We start from the raw sequence: 25,229 nt of genomic DNA on the forward strand, positions 1-25,229 counted from the left end.
CGGCGACCGTCTTGCGAATTCTCATCATCGAAGATGACTTCTCTCTGGTGGCCGGCCTGAAGAAGGCGCTGGCGCCGGCGGGCATTGCGGTCGACCACGAAGCCAGCGGCGCGGGCGGAATCGAGATCGCGCCGTCGGAAGCCTATTCGCTGATCGTGCTCGACCTCGCACTGCCGGACATGTCGGGCGAAGAGGTGCTCAGCCGGCTGCGCGGCCGCGGATCGGACGTGCCGATCCTGATCCTGACCGCACAAGACGCTGTGGCCGAGAAGGTCAAATGCCTGAATCTCGGCGCCGACGACTATCTGACCAAGCCATTCGATCTCCACGAATTCGAAGCGCGGGTGAAGGCACTGGCACGGCGCGGCAAGGGGCGGCCCGCTCCGGTTCTCAAATGCGGCTCCCTGGTGTTCGAGACTTCGACGGCGACGGCCAGTGTTCGTGACATCCCGTTGTCACTGCGCCGGCGCGAAGCCGCCGTTCTCGCTATCCTGATGTCCCATTCCGGCAAGCTGGTGCGCAAGGATCGACTGATCTCCGAGGTGTTCGGCTTCGACGAGCCGGTCGCGCCAAATGCGATCGAGCTCTACGTCGCGCGCCTGCGCCAGAAACTCGGACCGGATGGCCCGCCGATCCGGACCATTCGCGGACTTGGCTATCTGCTGGAGGAGAGGTGACGCAGCACGCTCCCTCGCTTCGCCGTGTCCTGCTTATCAATCTGTTGGTCCCCACGAGCGTCCTCGCGATCGCGCTTGGCGTCGCCGGCGCACTCTTGATTGACCGCACCGTCGAGACGGCGTTCGATCGGGTGCTGGACGGCTCGGTCCGGGCCATCGCTGAGCGCATCACGGTGGAGGACGATGAAGTGAGCGTCGACCTGCCCCAAGTCGCGCTGGGCATGCTCGAGACCCGCGCCAACGACAGCGTCTATTACAGCGTCTCCTACAACGGGGTCCCGGTGACCGGCTACCAGGACCTGCCGCTCGCCGAGTTGCCACGGCAGGCGCGAAGCGCGGTCACACATTTCGATTTCATCTACAAGAACGCGCCCATCCGCCTCGCCGCCCTCGCCCAGCCGGTCTATGGCAAGCCGGAGCCGGTGCTGATCGAAGTCGCCGAAACCCGCAACGGACGCAACGCCACCCGGCGCGAACTGCTGCTAGCGCTGGCTGGCCTGGAAGCCGGGATCATCCTCACCGCTGCGCTGCTCGGATGGCTCGCCGTCAAACGCGGACTCGCCCCGCTGGTCGATCTCGGCCGCGAGATCGACGCCCGCCAGATCAGGACCGGCGAACGCCTGCAGCCGCTCAATCTCGCGGCAGTGCCCGAAGAGGCGCTTCCGCCGGCGCGCGCGATCAACCAGCTGTTCGAGCGGCTCGAGGCCGCGATCAAGGTTATTCGCGACTTCATCGGCGACGCGTCGCATCAAATGAAAACGCCGCTGGCCTCGTTGCGGGTGCACCTCGCTTTGCTCGAGCGCAGCGGACCGCGGCCGGCCGACCGGGACACCATAACCGAGATCGAGAAATCGACCCGGCACCTGGACCGGTTGGTGGCGCAATTGATTGCGCTGGCGCGCGCCGAGGAAAGCGCCATCAATGACGACAGCGGCCAGGCGCGATGTGACCTGGTGGCGGCAGCGGCGGATGCGGTCAGCGCGCTGGCGCCGATCGCCGCAACCAAGGATGTCGAGATCGCGTTGGAAGCCGGAACGCTGCCGGTGTTTGCACAGATCGAACCGACGGTGCTGCACGAGGCGCTGATCAATTTGATCGACAATGCGATTCAGTACAATCGCAGCGGCGGCTCGGTCATTGTGCGCGTGCTGGCTGGCGAGCGAAACGCGATTCAGGTTTGCGACGACGGACCGGGCATTGCACCCGAGCTGCGCGCGCGGGTGTTCGATCGGTTCTATCGGGTGCCGTCGGTGGACCGGCCGTCCGGTTCGGGCCTTGGACTGTCGATCGTGCGAACGCTGCTGCAGCAGAGCTCCGCCGCGATCCAATTGGCCGATGGTCCCGATGGCAAAGGGCTCACGGTCACGATCGACTTTGTCGCGTCGATGCATGCCCCTCAGCCATAGTCCGGCTCACTACGTCATGTGAAGCTGATATCGCTGAGATCGATGGCGACCATGACCACGTCGGTCAGCGCCCGGCCATCCGGCCCGCGCCGGTAGGCCCGCCGCCTGGTCTGCACACGGATGCCATCAGCATCGACGGTGTCATCGACATACTGAGCAGCATCGAAACCGCCAGCAACGTCGACATTATAGTCATGGCGGCGGAGATTCAGCTCAGAATCGAAAAAGAAGTCCTGCTTGTCGCTGTGCGTGGCGATGCCAGCGGGAAACGTCGCGCGCAGCCGGCGCCACACCTGTCCGCCTTCATTCCACGGTTCGACTTCCTCGACCCCAACGCCGGGCAACGCCAGCAGGAACGGCGAGGTCAGATAGGTCCATAATGCATAGCCGTTGAAATAAGCGCGATGCAGCGGAGACCATGGCGTGGTCATCTCGTGGCCGTCAAACATGGCGCGCGGATTGGAACGCTCCGCGACGATCGTTCCGTCCAGCTTCTCGATCGCGATGCGATCGGCGCTGAACGCTGTCTTCTGGTCCGGCGCACCGAACGGCGTCACCGACGCACGCTGCTGACGGAGCCCAACCGTCATCCGACGCGGCGCCTGATCCTGCACCAGGCCTTTGATGCCCCAGAACGCCCCATCGGTCACGATGGTCGCGCGCACTTCCGTGAAGTTTCTCCAGCGCGCGAGGCCGCCATGGGCCGTGAGAATCCTGTCCAGCAATTCGTTCATGTCGATGCCCCCCATTTGTGGCTGGGATGTCGACCCCAGCCACTGCTGTTTTGCGATTGAACCCGGCGTCTCAGGCAGCCGCGCCGATCTTGACGCCATAACGTTCCGCCGGCGTCTGCCGCGACAGATTTGGCTTCAGCTTCTGCCGCGCCGCCTCGTACGCCTCCCAGTCCGCCGCATCCGGCAATGAGGGGATGGTGACGAGCTCGCCCTGGTCAAAGCCGGCCAGCGCGGCGTCGACCATGTCCTCGGCTCGCATCACGATCTGTCCCGGCAGATGCTCCACCGGCGTGCCGGCCAGTTGCCAGAAATCCGTTGCGGTGGCACCGGGCAGAACGGCCTGCACACGCACATTCTTGTCGGCGAGCTCATGCTTGAGCGACTGCGTGAACGCCAGTACGAAAGCCTTGCTGCCGCCGTAGACGCCGTTGAGGAGCTCCGGCGACACGGCAACGATCGAAGCGATGTTGATGATGGTGCCGCCGCCCCGCGCAACAAATCCTGGGGCCACCGCATAGGTCAGGTGTGTGAGCGCACGCACATTCAGCGTGATCATGTCATCCATCTTGTCGATATCGGACGCGAGCAAGGGGGCGGTGGCGCCGACACCGGCATTGTTGACCAGCAGCGTGATGCTGGTGTCGGTGCGCAGCAGCTGCTCGATCCGCGCGAGATCGGCCTTGTCGTTAAGATCCGCTGCGACGACCTCGATGCTGCGACCGGTCTCGCTCGCCAGCCGCTTTGCCAGCGCATCGAGACGTTCGCGCTTGCGGGCCACGAGGATCAGGTCATAGCCGCGGCGCGCCAGCCGGTCCGCATAGATGGCGCCGATGCCCGAGGACGCGCCTGTCACAAGCGCGGTGCCCTGCTTGGCTGAGGTGACGCTCATTGTCGTTCTCCGTTGTTTTTGCCGGGCGGCCCGGACCCGGAATTGGACCTCAGGACGTCGCCCTACCCGTCCAAGCTAGGCGCTCTGGCCTTTGTCTTAAATGTCATATATACACCTTTTTAGGACATTCCGGTTTCACGGCCAGTGAAGAGACCACGCCATGCAAGAGATTGGTTTTGTTGTCTTTCCAGGCTTCCAGGTGATGGGCTTTGCCGCCATCACGGTGTTCGAGGTCGCCAACCTCGCCACCGGGAACGAGATCTACAGAGTGCATCTGCTGTCCGAACATGGCGGCCCGGTGCGGGCCTCGGCCGGCTTCAATGTCGAGACCGAAGCGTTTGGCGTCCGCGCGTTCGACACAGTCATCATCGGCGCCGGCACCGACCTGCATTCCACCACGCCGGGGCTGGTCAAATTCATCCAGCAGGCGATGACATCGGCGCGACGGGTGGCGGCGCCCTGCACCGGCGCATTTTCGCTGGCGGAAGCCGGCGTTCTCAACGGCCGGCGCGCCACCACCCATTGGGCCTTCGCGCGTGAGCTGCGAATGCGGTACCCCGAGATCGACATCGACGAAGACCGCATCTTCATCATCGACGGCCAGGTCTGGACCTCGGCCGGCATGACGGCGGGTGTCGATCTTGCGCTCGCCATGGTCGAGAAGGATCTCGGCGCGGAGGTCGCACGATCGGTGGCGCGCAAGCTCGTGGTTTATCACCGCCGCGCCGGCGGCCAGTCGCAATTCTCGGCGCTGCTTGAGCTCGAACCGAAGTCGGATCGTATCCAGAGCGCGCTGGATTATGCCAAAAACCACCTGCGCAACGAATTGTCGGTGGAGGAACTGGCCAATGCCGCGCGCCTCAGTCCGCGCCAGTTCAGCCGCGCCTTCCGCGCGGAAACCGGACAGTCGCCCGCCAAGGCGATCGAGAATTTACGAGTCGAGGCCGCACGGATGATGATGGAGCAGGGACGGCTTTCGATGGATGTGATCGCCAACGAGACCGGCTTTGCCGACCGCGAACGGATGCGCCGCGCATTTCTGCGCGCATTCGGCCAGCCGCCCCAGGCGATGCGGCGCAATGCCAAGGTGATTGCTGAAGTCGCTTAGAGCGCAGTCTCATAAAATAAGAGATTGACGCAGAGTCTGTTTTCGAGATGTGTGAATCCTGTAGGGCTTGTCCCGGCCATCCACGTCTTTCTTATTCGCGATGCTGCTAAGACGTGGGCCCGGCACAAGGCCGGGCATGACGCAGAAAACGATCGCAACCGCCCTCGATCAGAACGGCGAATCCGGGAAATAGAATTCCTTCGCGTTCTCCTTGGTGATCAGCGTCGCATCCAGGATGTAGCTGCCGCGAACCGGGACCTGGCCGTAGAGGTTGGCGACGGTCAGCTCCAAAGCGGTGCCCACCATGGCCGGCGGATAAAGCACGTCGACCGGAATCAGCTTGTCGCCGTCCAATACCTTCTTCACCATCTCCTTGGAGCCGGCACCGGCGATGACGTACTGGATATCCGTGCGTTTGGCCTGTGCGATCGCCTGCAGCACGCCCACCGCCATGTCGTCGTCCTGGCACCACACCACGTCGATCTTCGGGAACTTGGTCAAATAGTCTTGCATCACCTTGAAGGCATCGTCGCGATTCCAGTTGCCGAACTGCTTGGCCAGCACCTTCACATTGCTGCCGGCGACGGCCTTGTCGAAGCCATCCTGGCGCTGCTGGTCGATCGGGATCGGCAGGCCGCGGATCACCGCCACCATGGCCTCCGGTGTGCGTGACTTGATATACTCGCCGGCCGTGGCGCCGAGCGCGGGGTTATTGCCGGCGACATAGAGATCGCGCACGGAGTTGTCGTTGTTGCTGGGCGCACGATCGACCAGGGTCACGAACACGCCCTTGCCCTTCACCCGCTTGATGGCATTGACCAGCGGATCGGGATCGGACGGCAGGATCACCAGGGCGCCGATGCCCTGGGTCGCCAGGTCTTCCAGTGCATTGGCCTGTGTCGCCGCATCCGGCGATGTCTTGACGATCACGTTGAGGCCGGGGTGCCGGGCCATCAGCGCCTTGGCGACACGCTGGGCATGAAAGACCACGCCGGCTGTCCAGCCGTGATCGGCGGCCGGGATCGATACGCCGATCGTCACCTTCTTGTCTTGCGCGTGAGCCGCGCCGGCCAGCGTAGCCAGAGCGACCGTCAAACCGATAAGTGCCTTCCGCATGCCGTCCTCCCATTCGACCCGGACCTTTTGCATTATCGCCAGGCGACCCGGTTGGCCTGACTCATTCAGGATTTTCGCATCAGCGACCGCTGCACCAGCATCGCAATGATGATGATCGCCCCCTGGATGGCGCCAATCAGGTACTCGCTGACGAAATTCGACAGCAGCATGATATTGCCGACGATTTCGAGAATGAACGCACCGCAGACTGTGCCCCAGATACGCCCGACGCCGCCGCGCAGCGCGGTGCCGCCGATCACCACCGCCGTGATCGCCTGCAATTCCCAGAGTGTGCCGCTGGTCGCCGAGGTGGAGCCCAGCCGCGGCACGTACAACAGAACCGCGATGGCTACGCAGAGGCCCTGGATGACATAAGTGACGGTGCGAACCCGATTGACCGAAATGCCGGAATAACGCGCGACCTCTTCGTTCGAGCCGACCGCGACGACATGGCGGCCAAAACGCGTGCGGTAGAGCACGAAGGCGCCGATCAGAGCCACGGCGAAGATGACAATGATGGGCACCGGCACGCCCAGCACCGCGCCGAAATAGGCCGGGTGATACAGGTTCTGGATTTCCGGCGAACGCAAGGTGATTGCGCCACCTTGCGACAGCCAGGTGGTGAGGCCGCGGAAGATCCCCATGGTGCCGAGCGTCACGATAAAGGGTTCGATCCCCCCGATCGTCGTAATCCATCCATTGGCCAAGCCGCAGACCGTGCCGATGGCCAGAGACAACAGCATCGCCGCGACGAGCATCATCAAGGGATCAGCGATGACACCGCTGTTCATGAACATGATCATCAGACTGGCGACGAATGCCATCATCGATCCGACCGATAGATCGAGCCCGCCGGCAGCAATGACGAAGGTCGCGCCGACGGCGATGATCGCGATGAAGGCGCTGCGGGTCGCCACATTGAGCAGGTTATCGAGGCTGATCACGTTGGGATTGGCGAACGCACCAACGGCCAGCAGCAGCGCGAGCGCAACAAATGGCGCAACGGCCCTGAGGTCGACATCGATCGGAAATCGACGTGCAGTCGTATCCCGGGCTAAGGTGTCGGCCATGGTCATTCCGCCACCAGGGCGGCCTCCTGCGATGTCGCTCCGGTCGCCATCATGACGATGTCATGCTCGGTCATCCCTGCTCCCGCGACGTCACCAACCGTGCGACCCGCGCGCATGACAACGACGCGATCACAGAGGCCGATCAGTTCCGACATCTCGGACGAGATCACGATCACCGCGCGCCCCTGCTCCGCCAGCGGCGCGATGAACTTGTAGATCTGCTCCTTGGTCCCGATGTCGATGCCGCGGGTCGGCTCGTCGATGATGACGATGTCGGGGTCGAGCATCATCATCTTGGCCAGGAACAGCTTTTGCTGGTTGCCGCCGGACAGCTGGCCCGCGAGCATGCCCTGACGCGCGGCGCGGATGTCGAATTCGGCGATCGCCGTGTCCAGCGCAGTACGTTCGCGCGCGCGATCGACCTGCAAAGCGCCGATAAATTTCTGCAGCGCCGCGAGTGTCAGGTTGACGCGCAGGTTCTGGGCGAGCAACAAGCCTTTGCCCTTGCGGTCTTCGCTGAGATAGACGATGCCGGCCTGCATGCTGTCGTGAACGTTCGAAAAATGCACCGGCGAGCCGTTGAGCCTGACCGTGCCGCGGCCGCGCTTCAAGCCCACGATGCCTTCCATCAGTTCGGTCCTGCCCGCGCCGATCAGCCCGGCAAAGCCGAGGATTTCGCCCTTTCCGAGTTTAAACGAGGCATGGCTGACAAAGCCGGGAACGGAAAAATCCTCAACCTCCAGCACGCGATCCTGAGCGATCGACACCTCTCGGGCCGGATAGAGTTTCGACACATCGCGGCCGACCATCAGCCGCGCCATGTCGGCTGGTTGCAGATCATTTGCCGAACGGCTGGCGACCAGGCGCCCGTCCCGCAGCACCGTCACCTGGTCGGCGATGGCCTTCACCTCCGGCAGGCGGTGCGAGATGTAGAGAACCGCGGTGCCCTTCGCGCTGATGTCGCCGATCACCTCGAGCAGAGCCTCGGTCTCGGTCGGAGTCAGCGAGGCGGTCGGCTCGTCGAAGATCACAACGCGGCGCGGCACCAAAAGCGCCCGTGCAATCTGCACCAGTTGCCGCTGTGCGATCGACAGCCGGCCAACCAGCGCTTTCGGATCCAGCTCCGAGCCAAGTTCGCGGATCGCGCGTGACGCACGGGCGTTCATCGCGCGATCGTCGACCACAAGGCCTTTGCGCAGCTCACGCCCAAGAAACAGGTTCTGCGCCACGGTGAGATCCGGCGCGAGCAGGATTTCCTGGTGCACCAGCACGATGCCGCGCCGCTCGGCATCCGCCGGGCCGTCAAACGTCACCAGTTCGCCGTCAAGCCGAAGCGCGCCCGACGTCGGCACCAGCAGGCCGGCCAGGATCTTCATCAGGGTCGACTTGCCGGCGCCGTTCTCGCCGATGATCGCATGCACCCGGCCGGCATCGATGGACAGCGCGATGTCCTTCAGCACCTCGACCGGTCCGAAGGACTTGCCGAGCCCGTCGGCTTGCAGAAGCGGCGGCGATGCCGATGGGGATGTGAGCGTGTCCGGCCTCATGCGAGCCTGGTCCAGACGCTGCCCTTGCGGGAAGATTCGACCGCGGCCTCGATGAACAGCATGCCTTCGAGCCCATCCTCCACGGTCGGATAGAGGACATCCCGATCGGGCGTGCCGCCGGCACGTGCCGCGCGAATGGCGCGGGCGGCCTCGGTATAGATGGTGGCGAATGCTTCGAAATAGCCTTCCGGGTGGCCGCTCGGCAGGCGCGTCACACGGATGGCTTCAGCACGGGCACCCGCGCCGCCGCGCGTCAGCAATTGCTTGGGTTCGCTAAACCGCGTGAACCACAGATAGTTCGGATCGGCCTGCGTCCATTCGAGACCTGCTTCGGTACCGTAGACCCGCAGCTTCAATCCATTTTCGTTGCCGACCGCCACCTGGCTCGCCCACAGCATGCCGCGCGCGCCGCCGCGATACCGCAGCAGGATCTGCACGTCGTCGTCGAGCTGCCGTCCCGGCGCGAAGGTTGTCAGTTGCGCCAGCAGTTCCTCGATTTCCAGCCCGGTGACGAACGCGGCAATGTTGTAGGCATGGGTGCCGATATCGCCGATGCTGCCGCCTGCGCCGGAGCGCTTTGGATCGGTGCGCCATTCCGCCTGCTTGCTGCCGGATAGCTCTGCGCGCCGGGTGAGCCAATCCTGCGGATATTCCACCTGCACCAGGCGGATGGTCCCGAGCTCGCCGCTGGCAACCATGGCGCGCGCCTGCCGGATCATCGGGTAACCGGTATAGTTGTGGGTGAGACAGAAGATCTTTCCGGAACGGCCCACCAGATCCACCAATTCCCGCGCCTCCGCCACGGTCGTGGTCATAGGCTTGTCGCAGATGACGTGGATGCCCGCATTGAGGAAGGCGCGCGCGGCGGGCGCGTGCAGATGGTTCGGTGTCACGATCGACACCGCCTCGATGCCGTCGGGACGCGCCGCTTCGGCTTTTGCCATCTCCTCATAGGAGGAATACGTGCGGTCCTCCGCAAGCCCGATCTCGCGCGCCGAGAGCTTGGCCCGTTCGGCGTCGGACGATAGCGCGCCCGCCACCAGTTCGAACTGATCGTCGATCCGCGCCGCAGTGCGATGGACGGCGCCGATGAAAGCCCCCTGCCCGCCGCCGACCATGCCGAGACGGATGCGTCCGCTATGGGCCTGCTGCTGACGTCCTGCGATGGTCATTCCGCGCGCTCCTCTCGATCAAAGCCCAATCTCTTAGAGTCCAAGCATCTTGCGATTGGCTGCGTCGTCGGAGCCGGCGCCGGCGAAATCATCAAAGGCGCGTTCGGTCACTCGGATGATATGCCCGGCGATGAACTCCGCGCCCTCGCGCGCGCCGTCTTCCGGATGCTTGAGGGCGCATTCCCACTCCAGCACGGCCCAGCTGTCGTAGTCGTAAGTCGCGAGCCTGGAGAAGATGCCGCCGAAATCGACCTGCCCGTCGCCCGGCGAGCGGAAGCGCCCGGCGCGATTCACCCAGCTCTGAAAACCACCATAGACGCCCTGGCGACCGGTCGGATTGAATTCCGCATCCTTGACGTGAAAGGCCTTGATGCGCTGGTGATAGATGTCGATGTAGTCGAGATAGTCGAGTTGCTGCAGCACGAAGTGCGAGGGATCGTACAGCAGATTGGCGCGCGCATGCCCGCGCACCCGCTCCAGGAACATCTCGTAGCTGACGCCGTCGTGCAGGTCTTCGCCGGGATGAATCTCGTAACAGATGTCGACGCCGTTCTCCTCGGCGCAATCCAATAGCGGAGTCCAGCGCTTTGCCAGCTCATCGAAGGCGGCCTCGACCAATCCGGCCGGTCGCTGCGGCCATGGATAAATATAAGGCCACGCCAGCGCGCCGGAGAATGTCGCATGTGCATTCAGCCCTAGATGCTGCGAGGCGCGCAGCGCCCGCTTGACCTGGTCAACCGCCCATTCGGTGCGCGCCTTCGGATTGTCGCGGACCTCGGCCGCTGCAAAACCGTCGAAGGCGATGTCGTAGGCCGGATGTACAGCCACGAGCTGGCCCTGCAGATGGGTCGACAATTCGGTGATGACGAGGCCATGGTCGGCGGCAATTCCCTTGATCTCATCGCAATAGGTCCTGGAGTCGGACGCCTTGACGAGATCGAACAAGCGCCCGTCCCAGGTCGGGATCTGCACGCCCTCGTAGCCGAGCGACGCCGCCCAGCCGCAGATCGCATCGAATGAATTGAACGGCGCGGCATCGCCGGCGAACTGCGCCAGAAAGATCGCCGGGCCCTTGATCGTTTTCATTGATTGCTCCTCCGGGCATCTCGAACCGATTTGTAATCGATTACATTTTTGCCTAGATTGCCATAGGCATTGACCGTGTCAATCCTGCCGTGAAGGGATGACAACACGCCAAGAAGGAACCAGGACGATTTCCGTTGATGGATAAGCGGTTGAACAGGCCAACGATCGGCGATGTCGCGGCACGCGCGGGGGTGTCCACCGCGACGGTCAGCCGCACGCTTGCGACCCCCGAGCAGGTCACGCCCAAAACCCGCGATGCCGTTTTGAAGGCGGTGCGCGAGACCGGCTACGTGCTGAATCTTGCGGCGCGGCATCTGCGCACCAACCGCGCCCATGCGGTGCTAGCGGTTCTGCCCGACGCCTCGAACATCTTCTTCTCGCAGGTGTTGCGTGGCATTTCCGATACCCTGCACCAGGCCGGCTATAGCCTCGTGATCGCCGACACCGCCAACGACCCGGAGCGCGAACGCGAACACGGCGAGTTCATCCAGGGCGGACGGGTCGATGGTGTGCTCCTGCTCAATGGCAGGCTGCTGCCTTCCCTTTCCGCAAAACGTGGCCGCACCATCCCCACCGTGAGCCTGTGCGAGCGGATCCCCGGCTCGCACCTTCCCCATGTCGAGACTGCCAACCGCGAGGCGGCGCGCGCCATCACCGAATGCCTGATTGCGCAAGGGCATCGCCGGATCGGCTATATCGCGGGGCCACCCACCAACGTGCTCGAGCATGACCGGTTCGCCGGCTATCGCGATGCACTCACGGCGCGCGGCATCGCATTCGATCCGCAGCTGGTCTGTCCCGGTGACTATTCGATTAGGGCTGGCGAAGCCGCGGCGACGGCCTATCGGGCGCTTCCACAGCTGCCGGACGCGGTGTTCGCCTCCAGTGACACCATGGCGATGGGCCTGATCCGGGGTTTCACCGCTGCGGGACTCTCGATCCCCGACCAGATTTCGATCGCGGGTTTTGACGACATCGAATTTGCCGCCGCCTACAATCCCGCCCTGACCACCGTGCACCAGAACCGCCACGACATCGGCGCGCGCGCGGCCGGCATGCTGATCGACCTGATGGCGGGCAAAAAGCTCAGCCAGCGCGAGATCCAGCTCCCCGCGGAGATCGTGATGCGCGAGAGTACGCGCGCGCGATAAGGACAGTGGCTTGCGACTCACCGCGGGGGTTCAACCCACACATCGCTCTGCTTGATCCGCTCGATCAGCAGCCGGGGATCGAATTTGCGGAAGGTCGCCGGAATTTCGAACATCTCCGCCGGCTGCGGCGCTTGCCGGAGATTGGCGGCCGAGATGGTCAAACCGTCGTCCATACGGATCTTCAGCGGAAATCTCAGCTCCGGATCGATCCAGCCCACGATGGTTCGATGCGGCGGCACGGTGGCGCGCACGACATCGACGCTGCGGCCATCGATCGTCGCCTGACCGGTCCGTTCACAGTGCCAGCCTTCGCCCTGCTCTGTTGCGCCTGATAGTTTTGCCATGTCCTGCCATTGCCGGCAGGGATCGGATGGATCAACCGACACGAACATCTGAGTCAACCGGCTCGATTGCCTGGCATCCATGAACGTCCGCACCACCGGCCGTGCGAAATAGGCGTGATCGGTCGCCTCGACCAGGAAAAACCCGTCGGCGAAATCCGGTGTCTCGATCCGCACCTTGTCGCCCGACACCCACAATTTCGCGGTTCGCGACTCCGCGCCGCCGTGATCCGACATGGTGACGAGATCGGCTGAGAATTGCTGAGCCGACGCCGACGCGCTGAACAAGCCGCCGACAACACCGAACAACACAGCGCAAGCGAGGGTAGGATATCCAGGCATCGGATCCAGCCTTGATTGACGTTAAGAAAACCGTGACGCCGGCCGAGCCGTCAGGCCCGGTCGGCGTCACAAGATCAGGGTCATGCCTTATTGAACGAGGGCCTGGGTGACGGCGTGATCGAAGTCGAAGGCGTCGAACAGATCAGACAGCGCCGGGCTGTTGGTCGGCACGTACGGATTGTTCTTCTTGACGATCGGGTTCGGGAAATTGTCGCGGCTGCGAACGGTCAGCGGCTGCAGTTTCCAGTTGCGCTCGATGAACTTCAGGATCGACGCGTGGTCCGCGTAACCGTGGTTGACCTTTCCGCCAGTCGAATAAGGCGAAACGATCAGCAGCGGAATGCGCGGCCCGTCACCGAAGAAGTCCATCGGCTGAACAAAACCCGAGTCCCAGTAACCGCCGGCCTCGTCCCATGCAACGAACACCACGGTTTCCGCCTTCAGCTTCGGATTGTCGTCCAGCGCCGCGAGCACGTTGAGCACGTAGGCCTCGAACAGATCGACCTTCGAGCTTTGCGGATGACCGTCGAGCAGGCCATCGGGCTTGCCGAACGACACCGCAGGCAGGGTGCCCTTTCCGATCGACGTGATCAGATCAGCCGTGTCCTTGATATGCTCACTGCGGACCGCGGGGTCTGCCATGATCGACTTTGCGTACTGGAACGGATTGCAGATCTGGCAATAGGCCACGCCGAGGGCATGGGCCGGGTCCGCAAGCGCTGCCGCACTCAAATTCGGACTGGTCGGATTCGCCGCGACAGCTGCATTCGAGAGCGCCACGGCGTCATTATACGCACCGCCGTAGTAGGCCCACGAAATCTTCTTCTCGATCAGGGCGTCACCGATCGTCCGCACGCTCGACGGAGGCAGGTTGCTGCCACCGGCAAGCGCACCGTTCGGCAGGTAGCCGGGATTGGTGTTGTTGAGCATGTAGTAATAACGCGGCTTGCAGTTCGGTTCCGCGGCATAGGGCAGATGCGAGAGGAAGTTCACGATCGGCTTGACGCCGGGCTGGAACACGTCGGCGCAAGCGCTGAAATTGCCGTCGACGGTGTACTGGTTGATGGTGTTCGGCTTCGGATTCGGATTCGCGATCACGTTGGCGGGCGGCGTCACGGCGTTGCCGTTGCCGTCGCTCCAGAATGCCGCGTCGCCGGTGCCGAGCATGAAGTGGTTGGCACCGGTGCCACCATGGAACGACTGATGGAAGTTGTCGCTCAGGGTGAAGCGGTCAGCCAGCGACTTCAGGATCGGAGCCTGCTCCTGCTCCGCATTGTAGAAGCCCATCGAGTTCCCGAGGCTCTTGTTGGTCGCGGAATAGGTCGCCATCACGAACGGGAACAGATCGTTCTTGCAGCCCGAGGGATTGTCCTTGGATGCGTTGTCGATGCTGCAGTCACCCTGCTGCCAGTCCTGGTAGAAGCGGTGAGTGGTGTCGGCGGTGTAGTCGTCGTCGGAGAGGATCGGCCCCTGCAGCGGGAACGGACCCGCCAGAGTGCCGGCGCCGGGAACGCGGGTATCCAGCGAGTTCGCCGGCAGGTTGGTGGCGCCTGTGGTCAGGATATCGAGATCGGACGGATCCATGTCCTTTTCGACGCTGGCTTCGGCGACGGTCTTGAACGGCGGCGAGGTGTCGCTCTGCTGCGACGGCGTTCCCGACGTGTTGGGCTGCGGCATCAGATTGGCCGGGCTGTACGGGAACTTGGCGACATTCGGCGCGCCGACATAATAGGCGGACTGAGCGGCGGCCGAGTACTGCTGCGCCAGCGCATAGTTCGGGCCGGGCGAGCCGTCCTCGTTGACAATGCCCTTCGACAGCAGGTTGGAGATCGTCTGCCCCTTGCCCTTCGGACGATACACACCGAAGGTGTGATCGAGACCGCGATTTTCGCCGATCAAAACGATAACGTGCTTGATCGGAGTTTCGGTCTTCGCATCGGCGTCGCCGCCATGATGGCGATCGTTATCATGATCGCGACCGAAATCCGGCAGCACGCGATGATGCGGATGGTGCGGACGCTTGTCCCAGCTGCTGCGGCCCCACTCAGCGCCGTAGCTGGCATTGGCAAACGTCATTGTCGAAACGAGACAGAGCGCAGTGGTCGCGCGCAGCCTTCTCTTCACATCGAACGTGATTTTCATAGGTCGACCCCAAAGGTAAAAGTTAACCTTTGCAGCAGTAATGATCGAACATGACGCGTGCGTTTCGTTGCTGTGAAACGCGATGAAAAACTTAGAACGATCCCAAAATATTTTTCGTTGAAGACATTCCAACGAACGAGACGTTCGCAAAACAAAAATCCGCGCGATTCAATCGCGCGGATTTAACTCACAAAATAAAGGGATAAACGTGATTCTCGATCAGCGCGCGGAATTTTTGCTCTGCAAAATTTCTCGCAACGCAGTGTAGTGCGCGTCGTGCACTTCAGGATTGAACAGCGAAAATTTTTCGGCATTGCTCAGCAATGCAGGAACTGCTGCGAACATCAGGTAACGATAGCTTTTGTATTCGGCGGCCGCGTCAGCGAAGCGCCCTTCGCCGGCGGCAAGATCGATTCGACGCAATGTCAGCACGAGTTCCTTGAGCGACAGGCGCGCAAGCCCGCGCTCGTTCTGTCCTCCCGACACATTGGTGTTCTTGCGATCCGGATAACGCTCGGTCAATTCGCGCAACTCGTTGCCGAGCGTGTCGACAGCAAGCGAGATGATCTCCTTGTCCTTGGCGGGGATCGCAGTTTCCAGCACGGTTCCGAAATCGTTGATCTCCTTGAGCACGGCGCCGGCGCCGTCGCGCTCATAAGGCTGCACGCCGTCGCCGACCGCAGTCAGGTAGGCAACCAGATCGCGCCGGTCCTGCACCGACAGCCCGAGCTTGAAGATGCGATCGAAATACTCCACGACCTGATCGTAACTGTCGAAGCGGCCGTCATGAAAATACGGCGCATTGAAATCGGCATTGCGCAAGGTCGGCGTCTTGAACAGCCCGCCCGAACCGATGTCGTGCTGCTGATGATCGACAAACGCAGCTGACGGCACGTGGCAGCCGGCGCAGCTCAGGCCGGGATTGTGCGGAAACGGCTTCATGAAGAGCGCTTCGCCGCGGCGCTCGGCGTCGCTGATTTGCCCGGTCAATCGACCGCCCGGCCCCAGATTGGGGTTGGGCAGGAAATCGATGTCATGGATGTAGGCCACGATGGCATCGAGCACGACCGGCGTCGGCTCCGACCCGGCAAATTCATTGACGATGACGTTGCGCACGAAATCACGCAGCGATCCCATCCGGCCGTCGTGGCCATAAGGCGCGAGGTAGCGCGCGCCACGCAGCGACGGAATCCTGATCGGATCGAGCTTCTGGTTGTCGGCCTTCGGATTGAACAGCGGACCGGTGGTGTCGAAATTGCCGGGGCGCGTCGACATATTCGGAACAAAGAGCTTGGCGTTGCCGGCGCCGTTGACGTGGCAGGTCTCGCAGCTCATGCCGGCCTGCCGCGCGACACCGCCCAGGATCGACGGCGAGCTGAACGCCAGGTTTCCCAGATTGACCAGGTAAGACCTGCGCGCATCCACCGTATCGGATTTGAACACCTCGCGCGGCTTGTCGAGCGCATCCTCGTTGAGCTCGGTCGATTTCGGCAGCGTTGTCTGATCGCCATCGACCGGAAATGCGTCGACCTGCTGATGCCATCCAACCAGCATCACGCCGAGCGCAACAACGGACAGCCATGATTTCCGAATCATCATCGCGACGCAGCCTCCAGGGTCGGCCGGCGCAGTCCGAGCTTTTGCGCGGCCATCTGCAGAGCGACGATCAATTCCTCGGTGGTGCGGCGCAGCTGCGGGATATCGACATGCTGCAAATCACGCACGACCAGCAAATTCTTCAGATCCGAGATCTTTCCGTCTGCCGTATCGGCCAGCTTGCCGTCGCTGGCCCGCAACGAGGCGGCAAAGATCGTGTGGTAGGCAAAGTCGATGCCGGCCACGTTGTTGCGCATGTCATCCAGCGATGTGCCGCTGATCCGGGACTCGCCGCCGTCAGCCTTGCTCTCACCCACCTCGTAGGTCAGCCGCACCGTGCCGTCGAGAAGGCCCTGCGGGGTCAGCGGCATGTCGCGCAGTTTCTTGTGCAGATCGTCGAGATGCCCGACCAGCGCATCGGTTTCGCTCATCGCGTCCGTGCTCTTTGCGCCAAAAAGCTTGGCCTCGATGGCATGAAAGCCGGTGACGCCGTTCGGCCAGGCGTCGATCTGCTCGTCCAGCTCGGGAACGAAACCGGCGGTGAACACTTCCGACCGTTCCCAGCCGGCCCGCGCCGAAAGCCAAGCTTTCCTGGCTCCTGCCAGATCGCTGGCCGCCAATCGCGCACGTAAATCACGCACACCCGCCAGCGCCTGCCCGATTCCCTCGATCATGTAGGGCCGATAGCGCTCCGCCGCGTCATCAAGCGGCGCCGCACGCACCGGCTGCATGTGTCCCGCAAGCACAACGAACAGGACGCCGGCTAGAAATCCGGGACAACGGCGAATCATGATTCTCAAAACCCATCGGCAGCGCAGCGCAGGTGCTGCGACTGAGTGTCGCTGATGTGCAATATTGTCGCATTCCTTTGCTGTTTTGTGACGAGACGGTGTGCTCGACAGTTTTCACACCACCAAAAATTTTTATTTGACCGTGCTCGCGCAGCACCGAATGACCCGCGCAAGACGTCGCGTGCGCATCTACTTCCCTTATCATTTCAAACAGAAGGCTGACGCAGCGCGCGGCAACTGCGATTGCGAAATCCAGCGCCACCTCTGACTCACCTACACTGCGTGTCATCGCTCTGAAAAATTTTTCGCGCATGAGGTCAATGCCTGCGACCAAAAGACCCAAGCACTCAGTTTTCATCAAACCGCAATAAATGGGGCAAATCTCAATGCGCTTGCCAACACTTCTCGGATGCGTGTCGGTTCTGGCACTAGCAGCCGCGACGGCGGCCGTAGCGGCCGACGACTACCGCGGTCATGGTAACAATGACCCGCTCAACAACGACCCGCGCCGTGTGCACACGGCGACGCCGATCAAGCACCTGGTCATCATCTTCCAGGAGAACATCTCGTTTGACCATTATTTCGGCACCTATCCCAAGGCGCTGAACTTGCATGGTGAAACGCGGTTTGTGGCGTCACGCAACACACAGAAAGTCAACAATCTCGTCACGCCGCTGGATGTAAATCACGACTTCCGGCCGCTCAACGGCGTCGACCTGCTCAACCACAATCCCAACAATAACGCCGATGGACCTGTCGCGCCCAATAACACCGTGAAGAACGCAGCCGGCGCATCAAACCCGTTCCGGCTGTCGCCGTCACAAGCCCTCACGGCCGATCAGGGCCACTCCGAAGGTCCCGAGCAGAGCGCCTACAACAACGGCCACATGGACGGCTTCCCAGCCTTCGTCGGCCGCGGCGGCCCGCCGCCCACCGGAATCGGCACCAAGGCGCTGGTGATGGGTTATTTCGACGGCAACACCGTCACCGCGATGTGGAACTACGCCCAGAACTACGCCATCAATGACAATCACTACACCTCGCAGTTCGGCCCATCGACGCCCGGCGCTCTCAATCTGATCTCCGGACAGACTGATGGTTTCTCCTTCACCTTGAACGTGCTCGACGGTTCCGGCGGCATCATCAACGGCAACCAGGTGTATGCCGACACCTCGCATCTGCCGAGCCACCTGACCATGGTGGGTGACGACGATCCGATCGACGATGTCTGCTCAAATCCGAAGGGCGCGCAGGTCACGATGGCCGGCCGCAACATCGGCGACATGCTCAATGACCGCGGCCTCACCTGGGGGGCGTTCATGGGCGGCTTCGACCTGAGCCTCGTCAACGCCAACGGCACCACCGGCTGCCTGCGGCAGACCAACCCGGCAGCGCCCGGCGAGCCAGCCTCCACCTCGGTCGACTACATCCCGCATCACGCCTGGTTCCAGTATTATGCGTCGACCCGCAATCCCACTCACGCCCGCCCGAGTTCGGTGCAGGCGATCGGCCACAGCATGATTCCGAACACCAACAAGGCCGAGCCGGCCAACCACCAGTATGACATCAACGACTTCTTCACGACACTGAAGGCCGGCAATCTCCCGGCGGTCAGCTTCCTCAAGGCGGCGGCGTTCGAAGATGGCCATGCCGGCTATTCGGATCCCACCGACGAACAGCATTTCATCGTTCGCGTCGTCAATGCCCTGCAGAAGAGTCCGGAGTGGGAGGACACCGCCGTCGTCATCATGTATGACGATTCCGACGGCTGGTACGATCACCAGATGCCGCCGATCGTGAATCCGTCGTTTACCACCGGTGACAACCTCAACGGCCTTGGTGTCTGCAAGGACAGCAACGGCTCCCAGCAGGGCATCCGGACTCCGACCACGCCGCTCAACGGCGCGTTCGGTCAGCCGGCGTACGGCCGCTGCGGCTACGGAACCCGCATGCCGCTGCTGGTGGTGTCGCCGTTCGCCAAACGCAACCATGTCGACCACACCCTGACCGACCAGAGCTCCGTGCTCCGCTTCATCGAGGACAACTGGCTCAATGGCGAGCGCATCCAGCCCGCTGGCTCGTTCGACACCATTGCCGGCTCGATCGAGAACATGTTCGACTTCCATGGCTGGGACGAACGGGGTCCGCGCAAGCTGATCCTGGACGAGAACACCGGCGCGGTGGTCTATGCCTCTCACGGCGACGACGATCATGACCATCACGATCATGACGGCCACCGCTAGGCTGTTTGCTTAAATAGGGGCTCATCCACGGGACTGGTGGATGGGCCCTCTGTGTTCCGGCCGCCGGGGGCTTGCAATCGGCGGCCGGGCCTGTTTCTGCTGCGGCAGCAACCTGGCCCCGAGCCCGCACGCATGGATATCGCCACCGGATTTTTTGCCGTCCTCTGCCTGCTGGGCGGCGTGCTCGCCTGGATCGATATCCGCCACGGCATCATTCCGAATGAACTGAACCTGACTATCGCGGCGCTGGGGCTTGCCAAAGCCGTCCTGCTCGGCGGCTGGCACGCCGGCCTGCTCGCGGTCGTCACCGGCGTGGCCATCGGCGTCATCGTGTGGCTGTTCCGGCGGCTGTATTACGCGCTGCGCCGCGTGCAGGGCCTCGGGCTCGGCGACGTCAAGTTCCTCGCCGCCGCCGGCACCTGGATCAGTGTCTTCGAACTGCCGATGCTGCTGCTGGTCGCCTCCCTCGTCGCATTAATCGCGATCGGCGTTTTGCGCCTGACCGGACGATCGATGACACGCCAGACCATGATCCCGTTCGGGCCGTTCCTCGCGCTCGGCCTGCTGGTCACCGTAGCGCTCCAGCTCTGGCCACGCTGACGAGCGATCCCGTCAGATCTTCACAGCGCGAACACGCGACGCGCATTGCCGGACAGAAACGCCTCCGACTGCTCCGGCGACAATCCCAGGCCACGCAGACCCTCCAGACACTTGCGTGGCGACAGCATCGGCCAGTTGGTGCCGAACATCACGCGCGACCTGCCTACGCCCTTCATCCAGTCGACGAACGCCGGCGGCAGCCGGTGCAGCGCATAAGCCGATGTGTCGACATGGAAATTGGGAAACTTGATCGTCAGCGTCACCAGTTCATCCAGCCAGGGGAAGCCGACATGACCGCCGACTACCACAAGCTCGGGAAAATCCAGCAGCACGTCTTCGAGATAGGGAATAAGCCGGCCGGTCTCCGATCGCTTGAGCGGCCCGGTGTGGCCGATCTGGGTGCAGAATGGCACGCCGGCCTCGATGCAGGCAGCGTAAATCGGATAATAGCGCCGGTCGTTCGGCGGCAGGTCCCACAGCCAGGGCACCACGCGCACGCCGACGAATGTTTTCCGGTCCACCCAGCGGCGAATCTCCCGCACGGCCGACATCGGGTTGTGGAGATCGACGCTGGCGAGGCCGCGAAACCGCGTCGGCGCGGCCGCGATCTGGCGCGCGACCTCCTCATTGCTGATGAGATCGCCCTCAGGGCCATGCCACGCCGAGAGCAGCGTGATGTCCACGCCGGCGGCGTCCATCGCCTGAAGCGTGCTGTCGACGCTCTCCAGCATCCCCTGCTCGCGTCCGGTCCAGCGCATCAGCGTCTTCAACCAGGGCCGGTTCGCCATCCGCTCCGTGGTGATCTGCGCCCACACGTCGATCGCACCCATCGCACACCTCCAAATTACTTCATTAGTGAAGTATAAGCCGATGGATGCCGACACGCAAGCGGGTTATTGAAGTGGCATGTCCTCCGCTTCGAAGACGCGCGTTTATCACCGCCTGCAGCTCGCGGCGCACCGGGCGCAGAAGTCAGCCGACCGCGCCCTGATGGCGGCCGCCGACATCACCACGGCGCAGTCCGCGGTGCTGCTGCTGACGTCAGCCAAGGACGGCGGTGTCACCCAGCGCGAGGTCGCCGCCCAACTCGGTGTCAATGAATCCGGCATGACCGCCATGGTCCGCCGTTTGCTCGACATGGGCTTGCTGGAGCGCATCCGCGACGAGACCGACGCGCGCGCCTGGCGGCTGCAGCCGAGCGACGAGGGGCGCGCGGCGCTGAAGCGGATGGAGCAGCCGTTCCGCCGGATCAATCAGACCATCGAGGCGGCGCTGAAGCCCGATGAGATCGCGCAACTCGCCGATTACCTGACCCGCATCGCCAGTGCATTCGAGGACGGCTAGCGGCGGACTGCAAGAGTGCAGCCGTTTTCGGACCTCATCATCGCCGGCAACTCGCGTGATCGCCGCAAGCGGCATATAACGATGCCCGTTCGAGGTTATCTTTCAGCAATGCGGTTGAAACCATGCCGGGTGGCATCGCCAGCAAGACATATGGAACCGTCAGCGCCGACCGCCAGAAAGAGATGAGCGGCCTGGAGTTCGTTCGGGGATTGGTCGACGGCACACTGCCTCTGAACACAATCGCACAGACCCTGGGTTATGATGTGAGCGAGGTGGAGCGTGGGCGCGTCGTGATCACCGCGGAGCCGAGCAACCTCCATCTCAATCCAGCCGGCACTGTGCATGGCGGCTTCACCGCCACTTTGCTTGACAGTTGCATGGGGCTCGCTGTCCAGTCGACCCTGGAGAAAGGCATCGGCCAGACGACGCTTGAGTTCAAGATTTCGCTGGTGCGGCCGATCACGCCTGAGACAGGAACGATCAGGGCCGAGGGTGTTGTGTTGAATTGCGGCCGTCGCGTCGGCACCGCCGAAGGACGCGTCACCGATGCCAGGGGTCGCCTGCTCGCCCATGGCACGACCACATGCCTGATTTTCGGTAGTACATAGCCTGGCGTGGTCATATACGCGATCCCAGCCTTGCCACTATGAAGCCTAGCGGGCCGGCGCTGCGGATTGTTGCGACGACAGCGGCCTGACCGCGCTCACCGGCATCAAGTGAACTTCGCCCTCACCCGTTCCATCGGGTTGCGGCAATGTCATGACGGCTGCCTGCTGATCCCTGACCAGCGTGGCTTCGCGGCCCCGAACGGAACGCAATTTCCATCCCTGATAGTCCTCGCCGACTTTCAGCCGCAGCGGCGTCTTGGTCGATTGATCGAGAAAAATCCCGAACCCTTCATCGCCGCTGGCAATGGTGCCGACCAGTTCGAGATCCGGGCGTTCCGGCTCCCGCGGTGGCGGCGGTGGGCGCGGCGCTTCGGCAACGAGGTCGGCGGCGACCGCGGTGGGCGGCGGGCGCCGCGATGGCGAAAAGATCGGTCGCTCCCGTGTCACCGGCAATTGAGCGAGAGGAAGCGACCACAACGGATTGGCGCTCAGCGGGCGTTGGGGGGCCGGTGCCAGTGCCGAGGGTCGTGGCATCACCATCGACGGCACGGCCGGCGCGGGATCCGCGGCATCGATCCTGGGCGAAACCGGCAATCCCGAGATCGGCGCATCGTCGGACAGATCAATGTCCATCGGATTGGTCGATACGGCGAAAGCTGCCTGCGCCCCCAGTGCCGACAGCCCCACAATCACGACATAACGCGCGAGCTTTCGGATCATTTCGCGCCCCGCCATTGGCCGGACACCGCCAGCAGGATGCGCAGCCGTCCCTCGCCGGCCGATGATGAGGGCGCCTGCACCGTCAATTGATCGACAAAGAGGAACGGCATCGCAGCCTCCAGATCGTACAGCAGCGGCTGCAGCGCCGGCTGGTCGATTTCGCAACTGGCGATCACGCTGATGAAGCCGGCCTTGGCCTGACCATTTTGGGACTGGCTGCCTTGCAGGTCGACTTGCGACGACAGCACATTGCCTCCGACCTTGGTCACCGCGCCGGCAACCCGCTGCAGCAGCGCGGCGCCCGCGACGGTGACCGTCGCGCCTTCCAGGAACGCCGAGCCCGCGGGCATCGCGGCATTGGCGGATCCGCCCGCGACCGCGGGACGGCCATGCCCTTCGAGCTGCGCCAGCATCGCGGCCGACGACGCGACCGCCGCGCGCTGATCGAGAAGATCGGAGATCGCACCGATAGCCGTCACCAGCAGCAGCACCACAACCCCGGCATAAACCGCCACCGCCAGAATTGGCGATGTGGTCAGTGTCTTCCTCATGAGAACGGTCGCGTTCATGTGCCGGATCCGAAATAGGGCTTGAGGCGCGCCTCGATGTGGAAACGCTCGGCGGGATCGTTCTGCGAGCGGGTGGTCGGCGCGAAGAACGTGGCCTGGCTGAACTGCGGCGACTGCTCCATCAGCCGGACCAGCGACGGCGCATCCTGGGTCAGACCGACGACCTGGACCTTGTCGCCTTCGATGCGGAATTCGGTGACATAGGTGCTGTCGGGCAGCACACGCGACATCGCTTCGAGCACGATGACACTGGATGGCGTGGTCTGCTTGCGCTTCGCCAGCAGATCCAGCGCCGATCCACCGTCGGCTCTGTTCAGACGCAATGCCGCCCGTCGCTCCGTGATGCGGCGCTGCAATTGCTGCTGCTCGGCGTCGAGCCCGCTGCCGAGATAAGCCGCCACCAGCATCGAGGCGACGGTCGCAAGACCGCCACCCAGCAGGACGAGACGCAGCAGCCGCGGCACGTCGATCCTCTGTCCGGCGGTCCGCTGCAGCGATGTTTCGAACATCTTGATTCTGGCTGAACCGCCCTCACCGCCCGCGGGTTCTGCAAATGCCGCAACCGATGCCACGCGAAGACCGGTAGCGAACTGGACAAGCGGCTGTATCCGCGCCTTTGATGTTGCGGCGAGTTGCAACTGGATGCGCTCGTTGGCAAGCTCAGCCGGCGGACTCCAGCCAAATATCGCATCGCCCGCCGCCCACGGCGTCAGGCGATCGATCTGCGAGCGGATCATGCCGTCGAGGAAATCGACGGCACGCTTGGGAAAATCGAGCGAGCGCAAGAGCACCTGATCGGGCTTCAGCAGCACATCGAGGCGGCTGCCACGCAGCGCAGCGTCCCAATCCGCCGATAGCGCCGGTTCGGGGTGGCCGTTCGCCAAACGGAAGACCGCGTCGGGCAACACCGCGCCTTTTGGACCGGCGGTTGCGGTAGCCGTAAAGGTGTTGTCCTCACCTTCGACCAGTTGCACCTGACGCGGACGCACCACACGACCCACGGCCGTATCGATGGCCGCAGCAACGGCGGTGATCCAGTCACCGAACAGGATCTTCGCATCCTCAATTATTGCCATCAGAAGTCCTCCGGCTTGCGTGAGCGCGTATCGGAACGCCGTCCTGCCATGCCAGCACGCGATAGGGATCGTCGTCGTTGCCCCGGGTAATGACCGCCTCTGACGCGGCAAGCCGGCCGTCGTCGAACCTGATTGTGGTCAGTACCCGATAGGCGTCGCTGAGCTGCAGGGGCGTATCCTTCGCCGCATCTGGGTTTGTCGAGGGACCGTTCGGCGAGCCTGAGCGCTGCCTCGGGGCGAAGTCCTGATCGGATGGTGTCGCGCCGGACACCGCGGCCACCACCTCCGGCGCCGCAACCGTCTTGTCGACATCACTCACGCCGCTGAACACCGTCACGAAGGACAGCGCCCGCTCGACCATGGCCGGCGGCAGACCAAGGACCAGATGCAGCTCATTGACGTGAGTAAACAAACTCTGACGTGGCGGATAAGGCAGGCCGGCGGCGGCATAAAGCGCCGCCTCCTGATTGGCGGTATTGGCAATCGGGCGCGTCCGCCATCCAACGATACGCTCGGCATATTCCTTGGCATCCTCCTTGCGCGCGCCCAGCACGACGAACAAGCCGGCCAGCGTCTCTTTCGACCCAACGTTGAGGTCGATGCGGGCCGCTTCCGAGGTGAACGCCACCTGGACGCCGGCGCCATTCATCCGAAACCGGAATGACCCGCTCGGAGGGCGCTTCTTGTCACCGGCTAACAACAATTGATAGGCGGTGAGTTCGAGGCTCGCCGACACCAGTGCTTCCGTGCGCAGCCCGCGGTCGCCGACGGCCAAGGCCTGCGCCGAATTGGACATATAGGCGGCGAAGATGCCGGCAAGGCCGGCGAGCGCCGCCAGGATCCACAACACAGCGACAATCACAAAGCCCTGCTCCGAAAAGCTCTGTTTAAGAGAGAATCG

At 63.1% G+C, this 25,229-nt stretch carries 25 protein-coding genes; 9 read left to right on the forward strand and 16 right to left on the reverse strand.

The annotated features are described in order from the left end of the window. Window positions 1-11 precede the first annotated feature (11 nt). Window positions 12-677: a response regulator gene (locus tag RS897_RS41060; RefSeq protein ID WP_315834358.1), complete on the forward strand. Its 666-nt coding sequence runs from the start codon at window positions 12-14 to the stop codon at window positions 675-677. Beyond that, complete coding sequence (locus tag RS897_RS41065; protein ID WP_315834359.1) at window positions 674-2,083, forward strand: sensor histidine kinase; 1,410 nt, start codon at window positions 674-676, stop codon at window positions 2,081-2,083. Before RS897_RS41060 ends, RS897_RS41065 begins: the two co-directional genes overlap by 4 nt. A 14-nt stretch (window positions 2,084-2,097) precedes the next feature. Here RS897_RS41065 and RS897_RS41070 read toward each other — a convergent pair whose 3' ends face one another. Then, window positions 2,098-2,817 carry a hypothetical protein gene (locus tag RS897_RS41070; protein ID WP_315834360.1) on the reverse strand — a complete coding sequence of 240 codons (720 nt, stop codon included), beginning with the start codon at window positions 2,815-2,817 and terminating at the stop codon, window positions 2,098-2,100. Window positions 2,818-2,887: 70 nt separating this feature from the next. After that, complete coding sequence (locus tag RS897_RS41075; RefSeq protein WP_315834361.1) at window positions 2,888-3,706, reverse strand: SDR family NAD(P)-dependent oxidoreductase; 819 nt, start codon at window positions 3,704-3,706, stop codon at window positions 2,888-2,890. 160 nt (window positions 3,707-3,866) lie between these two features. Between RS897_RS41075 and RS897_RS41080 the strand changes: the two genes are divergently transcribed. Next, window positions 3,867-4,814 (forward strand): GlxA family transcriptional regulator, encoded by a 948-nt coding sequence (locus tag RS897_RS41080; RefSeq protein WP_315834362.1) that lies wholly within the window; start codon window positions 3,867-3,869, stop codon window positions 4,812-4,814. A 168-nt stretch (window positions 4,815-4,982) separates the two neighbouring features. Here the strand turns inward: RS897_RS41080 and RS897_RS41085 are convergent, their stop codons facing one another. The 5 genes from RS897_RS41085 to RS897_RS41105 form a co-directional block, all read right to left on the reverse strand. Beyond that, window positions 4,983-5,930: a substrate-binding domain-containing protein gene (locus RS897_RS41085; protein WP_315834363.1), complete on the reverse strand. Its 948-nt coding sequence runs from the start codon at window positions 5,928-5,930 to the stop codon at window positions 4,983-4,985. A gap of 65 nt (window positions 5,931-5,995) precedes the next feature. Further along, on the reverse strand, window positions 5,996-7,000 hold the full coding sequence (locus RS897_RS41090) for an ABC transporter permease (RefSeq protein ID WP_407654396.1): 1,005 nt from the start codon (window positions 6,998-7,000) through the stop codon (window positions 5,996-5,998). Between the two features lie 2 nt (window positions 7,001-7,002). Further along, window positions 7,003-8,547 carry a sugar ABC transporter ATP-binding protein gene (locus RS897_RS41095; RefSeq protein ID WP_315834365.1) on the reverse strand — a complete coding sequence of 515 codons (1,545 nt, stop codon included), beginning with the start codon at window positions 8,545-8,547 and terminating at the stop codon, window positions 7,003-7,005. Further along, window positions 8,544-9,719, reverse strand: a complete 1,176-nt coding sequence (locus RS897_RS41100; protein WP_315834366.1) for a Gfo/Idh/MocA family protein — start codon at window positions 9,717-9,719, stop codon at window positions 8,544-8,546. Before RS897_RS41100 ends, RS897_RS41095 begins: the two co-directional genes overlap by 4 nt. Window positions 9,720-9,752: 33 nt before the next feature. Then, the gene (locus RS897_RS41105; RefSeq protein WP_315834367.1) at window positions 9,753-10,805 is read right to left on the reverse strand and encodes a sugar phosphate isomerase/epimerase family protein; all 1,053 of its coding nucleotides are present in this window, start codon (window positions 10,803-10,805) and stop codon (window positions 9,753-9,755) included. Between the two features lie 149 nt (window positions 10,806-10,954). Here RS897_RS41105 and RS897_RS41110 point away from each other — a divergent pair, with 149 nt between their 5' ends. Beyond that, window positions 10,955-11,956 (forward strand): LacI family DNA-binding transcriptional regulator, encoded by a 1,002-nt coding sequence (locus tag RS897_RS41110; protein WP_315834368.1) that lies wholly within the window; start codon window positions 10,955-10,957, stop codon window positions 11,954-11,956. A gap of 17 nt (window positions 11,957-11,973) precedes the next feature. On the opposite strand, the gene RS897_RS41115 is transcribed toward RS897_RS41110, so the two are convergent. From RS897_RS41115 to RS897_RS41130, 4 genes are all read right to left on the reverse strand, one after another. Then, entirely contained in the window at window positions 11,974-12,639 is a 666-nt protein-coding gene (locus tag RS897_RS41115) for a hypothetical protein (RefSeq protein ID WP_315834369.1), read from the reverse strand. An 87-nt stretch (window positions 12,640-12,726) separates the two neighbouring features. Further along, a complete protein-coding gene (locus RS897_RS41120) occupies window positions 12,727-14,781 on the reverse strand; it encodes a phospholipase C (protein WP_315834370.1) in 2,055 nt (684 codons plus the stop codon). A gap of 219 nt (window positions 14,782-15,000) precedes the next feature. Then, window positions 15,001-16,380 (reverse strand): cytochrome c peroxidase, encoded by a 1,380-nt coding sequence (locus tag RS897_RS41125; RefSeq protein ID WP_315834371.1) that lies wholly within the window; start codon window positions 16,378-16,380, stop codon window positions 15,001-15,003. After that, entirely contained in the window at window positions 16,377-17,168 is a 792-nt protein-coding gene (locus RS897_RS41130) for an EfeM/EfeO family lipoprotein (protein WP_315834372.1), read from the reverse strand. The genes RS897_RS41125 and RS897_RS41130 overlap by 4 nt, the downstream gene beginning before the upstream one ends. Window positions 17,169-17,268: 100 nt before the next feature. Between RS897_RS41130 and RS897_RS41135 the strand changes: the two genes are divergently transcribed. The 3 genes from RS897_RS41135 to RS897_RS41145 all read left to right on the forward strand — a co-directional run bounded on the left by RS897_RS41135 (window position 17,269) and on the right by RS897_RS41145 (window position 20,011). Beyond that, complete coding sequence (locus tag RS897_RS41135) at window positions 17,269-17,436, forward strand: hypothetical protein (RefSeq protein ID WP_315834373.1); 168 nt, start codon at window positions 17,269-17,271, stop codon at window positions 17,434-17,436. A 118-nt stretch (window positions 17,437-17,554) separates the two neighbouring features. Continuing rightward, window positions 17,555-19,411 carry a phospholipase C gene (locus RS897_RS41140; RefSeq protein WP_315834374.1) on the forward strand — a complete coding sequence of 619 codons (1,857 nt, stop codon included), beginning with the start codon at window positions 17,555-17,557 and terminating at the stop codon, window positions 19,409-19,411. Window positions 19,412-19,543: 132 nt separating this feature from the next. Further along, window positions 19,544-20,011: an A24 family peptidase gene (locus RS897_RS41145; protein WP_315834375.1), complete on the forward strand. Its 468-nt coding sequence runs from the start codon at window positions 19,544-19,546 to the stop codon at window positions 20,009-20,011. A 20-nt stretch (window positions 20,012-20,031) separates the two neighbouring features. On the opposite strand, the gene RS897_RS41150 is transcribed toward RS897_RS41145, so the two are convergent. Beyond that, entirely contained in the window at window positions 20,032-20,841 is an 810-nt protein-coding gene (locus RS897_RS41150; protein WP_315834376.1) for an amidohydrolase family protein, read from the reverse strand. Window positions 20,842-20,917: 76 nt separating this feature from the next. Between RS897_RS41150 and RS897_RS41155 the strand changes: the two genes are divergently transcribed. Next, window positions 20,918-21,355: a MarR family winged helix-turn-helix transcriptional regulator gene (locus RS897_RS41155; RefSeq protein WP_315834377.1), complete on the forward strand. Its 438-nt coding sequence runs from the start codon at window positions 20,918-20,920 to the stop codon at window positions 21,353-21,355. A gap of 122 nt (window positions 21,356-21,477) precedes the next feature. After that, the gene (locus RS897_RS41160) at window positions 21,478-21,963 is read left to right on the forward strand and encodes a PaaI family thioesterase (protein WP_315834378.1); all 486 of its coding nucleotides are present in this window, start codon (window positions 21,478-21,480) and stop codon (window positions 21,961-21,963) included. 45 nt (window positions 21,964-22,008) lie between these two features. Here the strand turns inward: RS897_RS41160 and RS897_RS41165 are convergent, their stop codons facing one another. Genes RS897_RS41165 through RS897_RS41180 form a run of 4 tightly spaced genes read right to left on the reverse strand, consistent with a single transcriptional unit; the run spans window position 22,009 to window position 25,190 of the window. Beyond that, on the reverse strand, window positions 22,009-22,683 hold the full coding sequence (locus RS897_RS41165) for a hypothetical protein (RefSeq protein ID WP_315834379.1): 675 nt from the start codon (window positions 22,681-22,683) through the stop codon (window positions 22,009-22,011). Beyond that, entirely contained in the window at window positions 22,680-23,252 is a 573-nt protein-coding gene (gene gspM, locus RS897_RS41170) for a type II secretion system protein GspM (RefSeq protein WP_315834380.1), read from the reverse strand. Before gspM ends, RS897_RS41165 begins: the two co-directional genes overlap by 4 nt. After that, on the reverse strand, window positions 23,249-24,328 hold the full coding sequence (locus RS897_RS41175; protein WP_315834381.1) for a PilN domain-containing protein: 1,080 nt from the start codon (window positions 24,326-24,328) through the stop codon (window positions 23,249-23,251). The genes gspM and RS897_RS41175 overlap by 4 nt, the downstream gene beginning before the upstream one ends. After that, window positions 24,315-25,190: a type II secretion system minor pseudopilin gene (locus RS897_RS41180; RefSeq protein WP_315834382.1), complete on the reverse strand. Its 876-nt coding sequence runs from the start codon at window positions 25,188-25,190 to the stop codon at window positions 24,315-24,317. Before RS897_RS41180 ends, RS897_RS41175 begins: the two co-directional genes overlap by 14 nt. Between the last annotated feature and the right edge of the window lie 39 nt (window positions 25,191-25,229).

The sequence above is a fragment of the Bradyrhizobium prioriisuperbiae genome (genome assembly GCF_032397745.1).
In the GTDB taxonomy this organism is placed as follows: domain Bacteria; phylum Pseudomonadota; class Alphaproteobacteria; order Rhizobiales; family Xanthobacteraceae; genus Bradyrhizobium_A; species Bradyrhizobium_A prioriisuperbiae.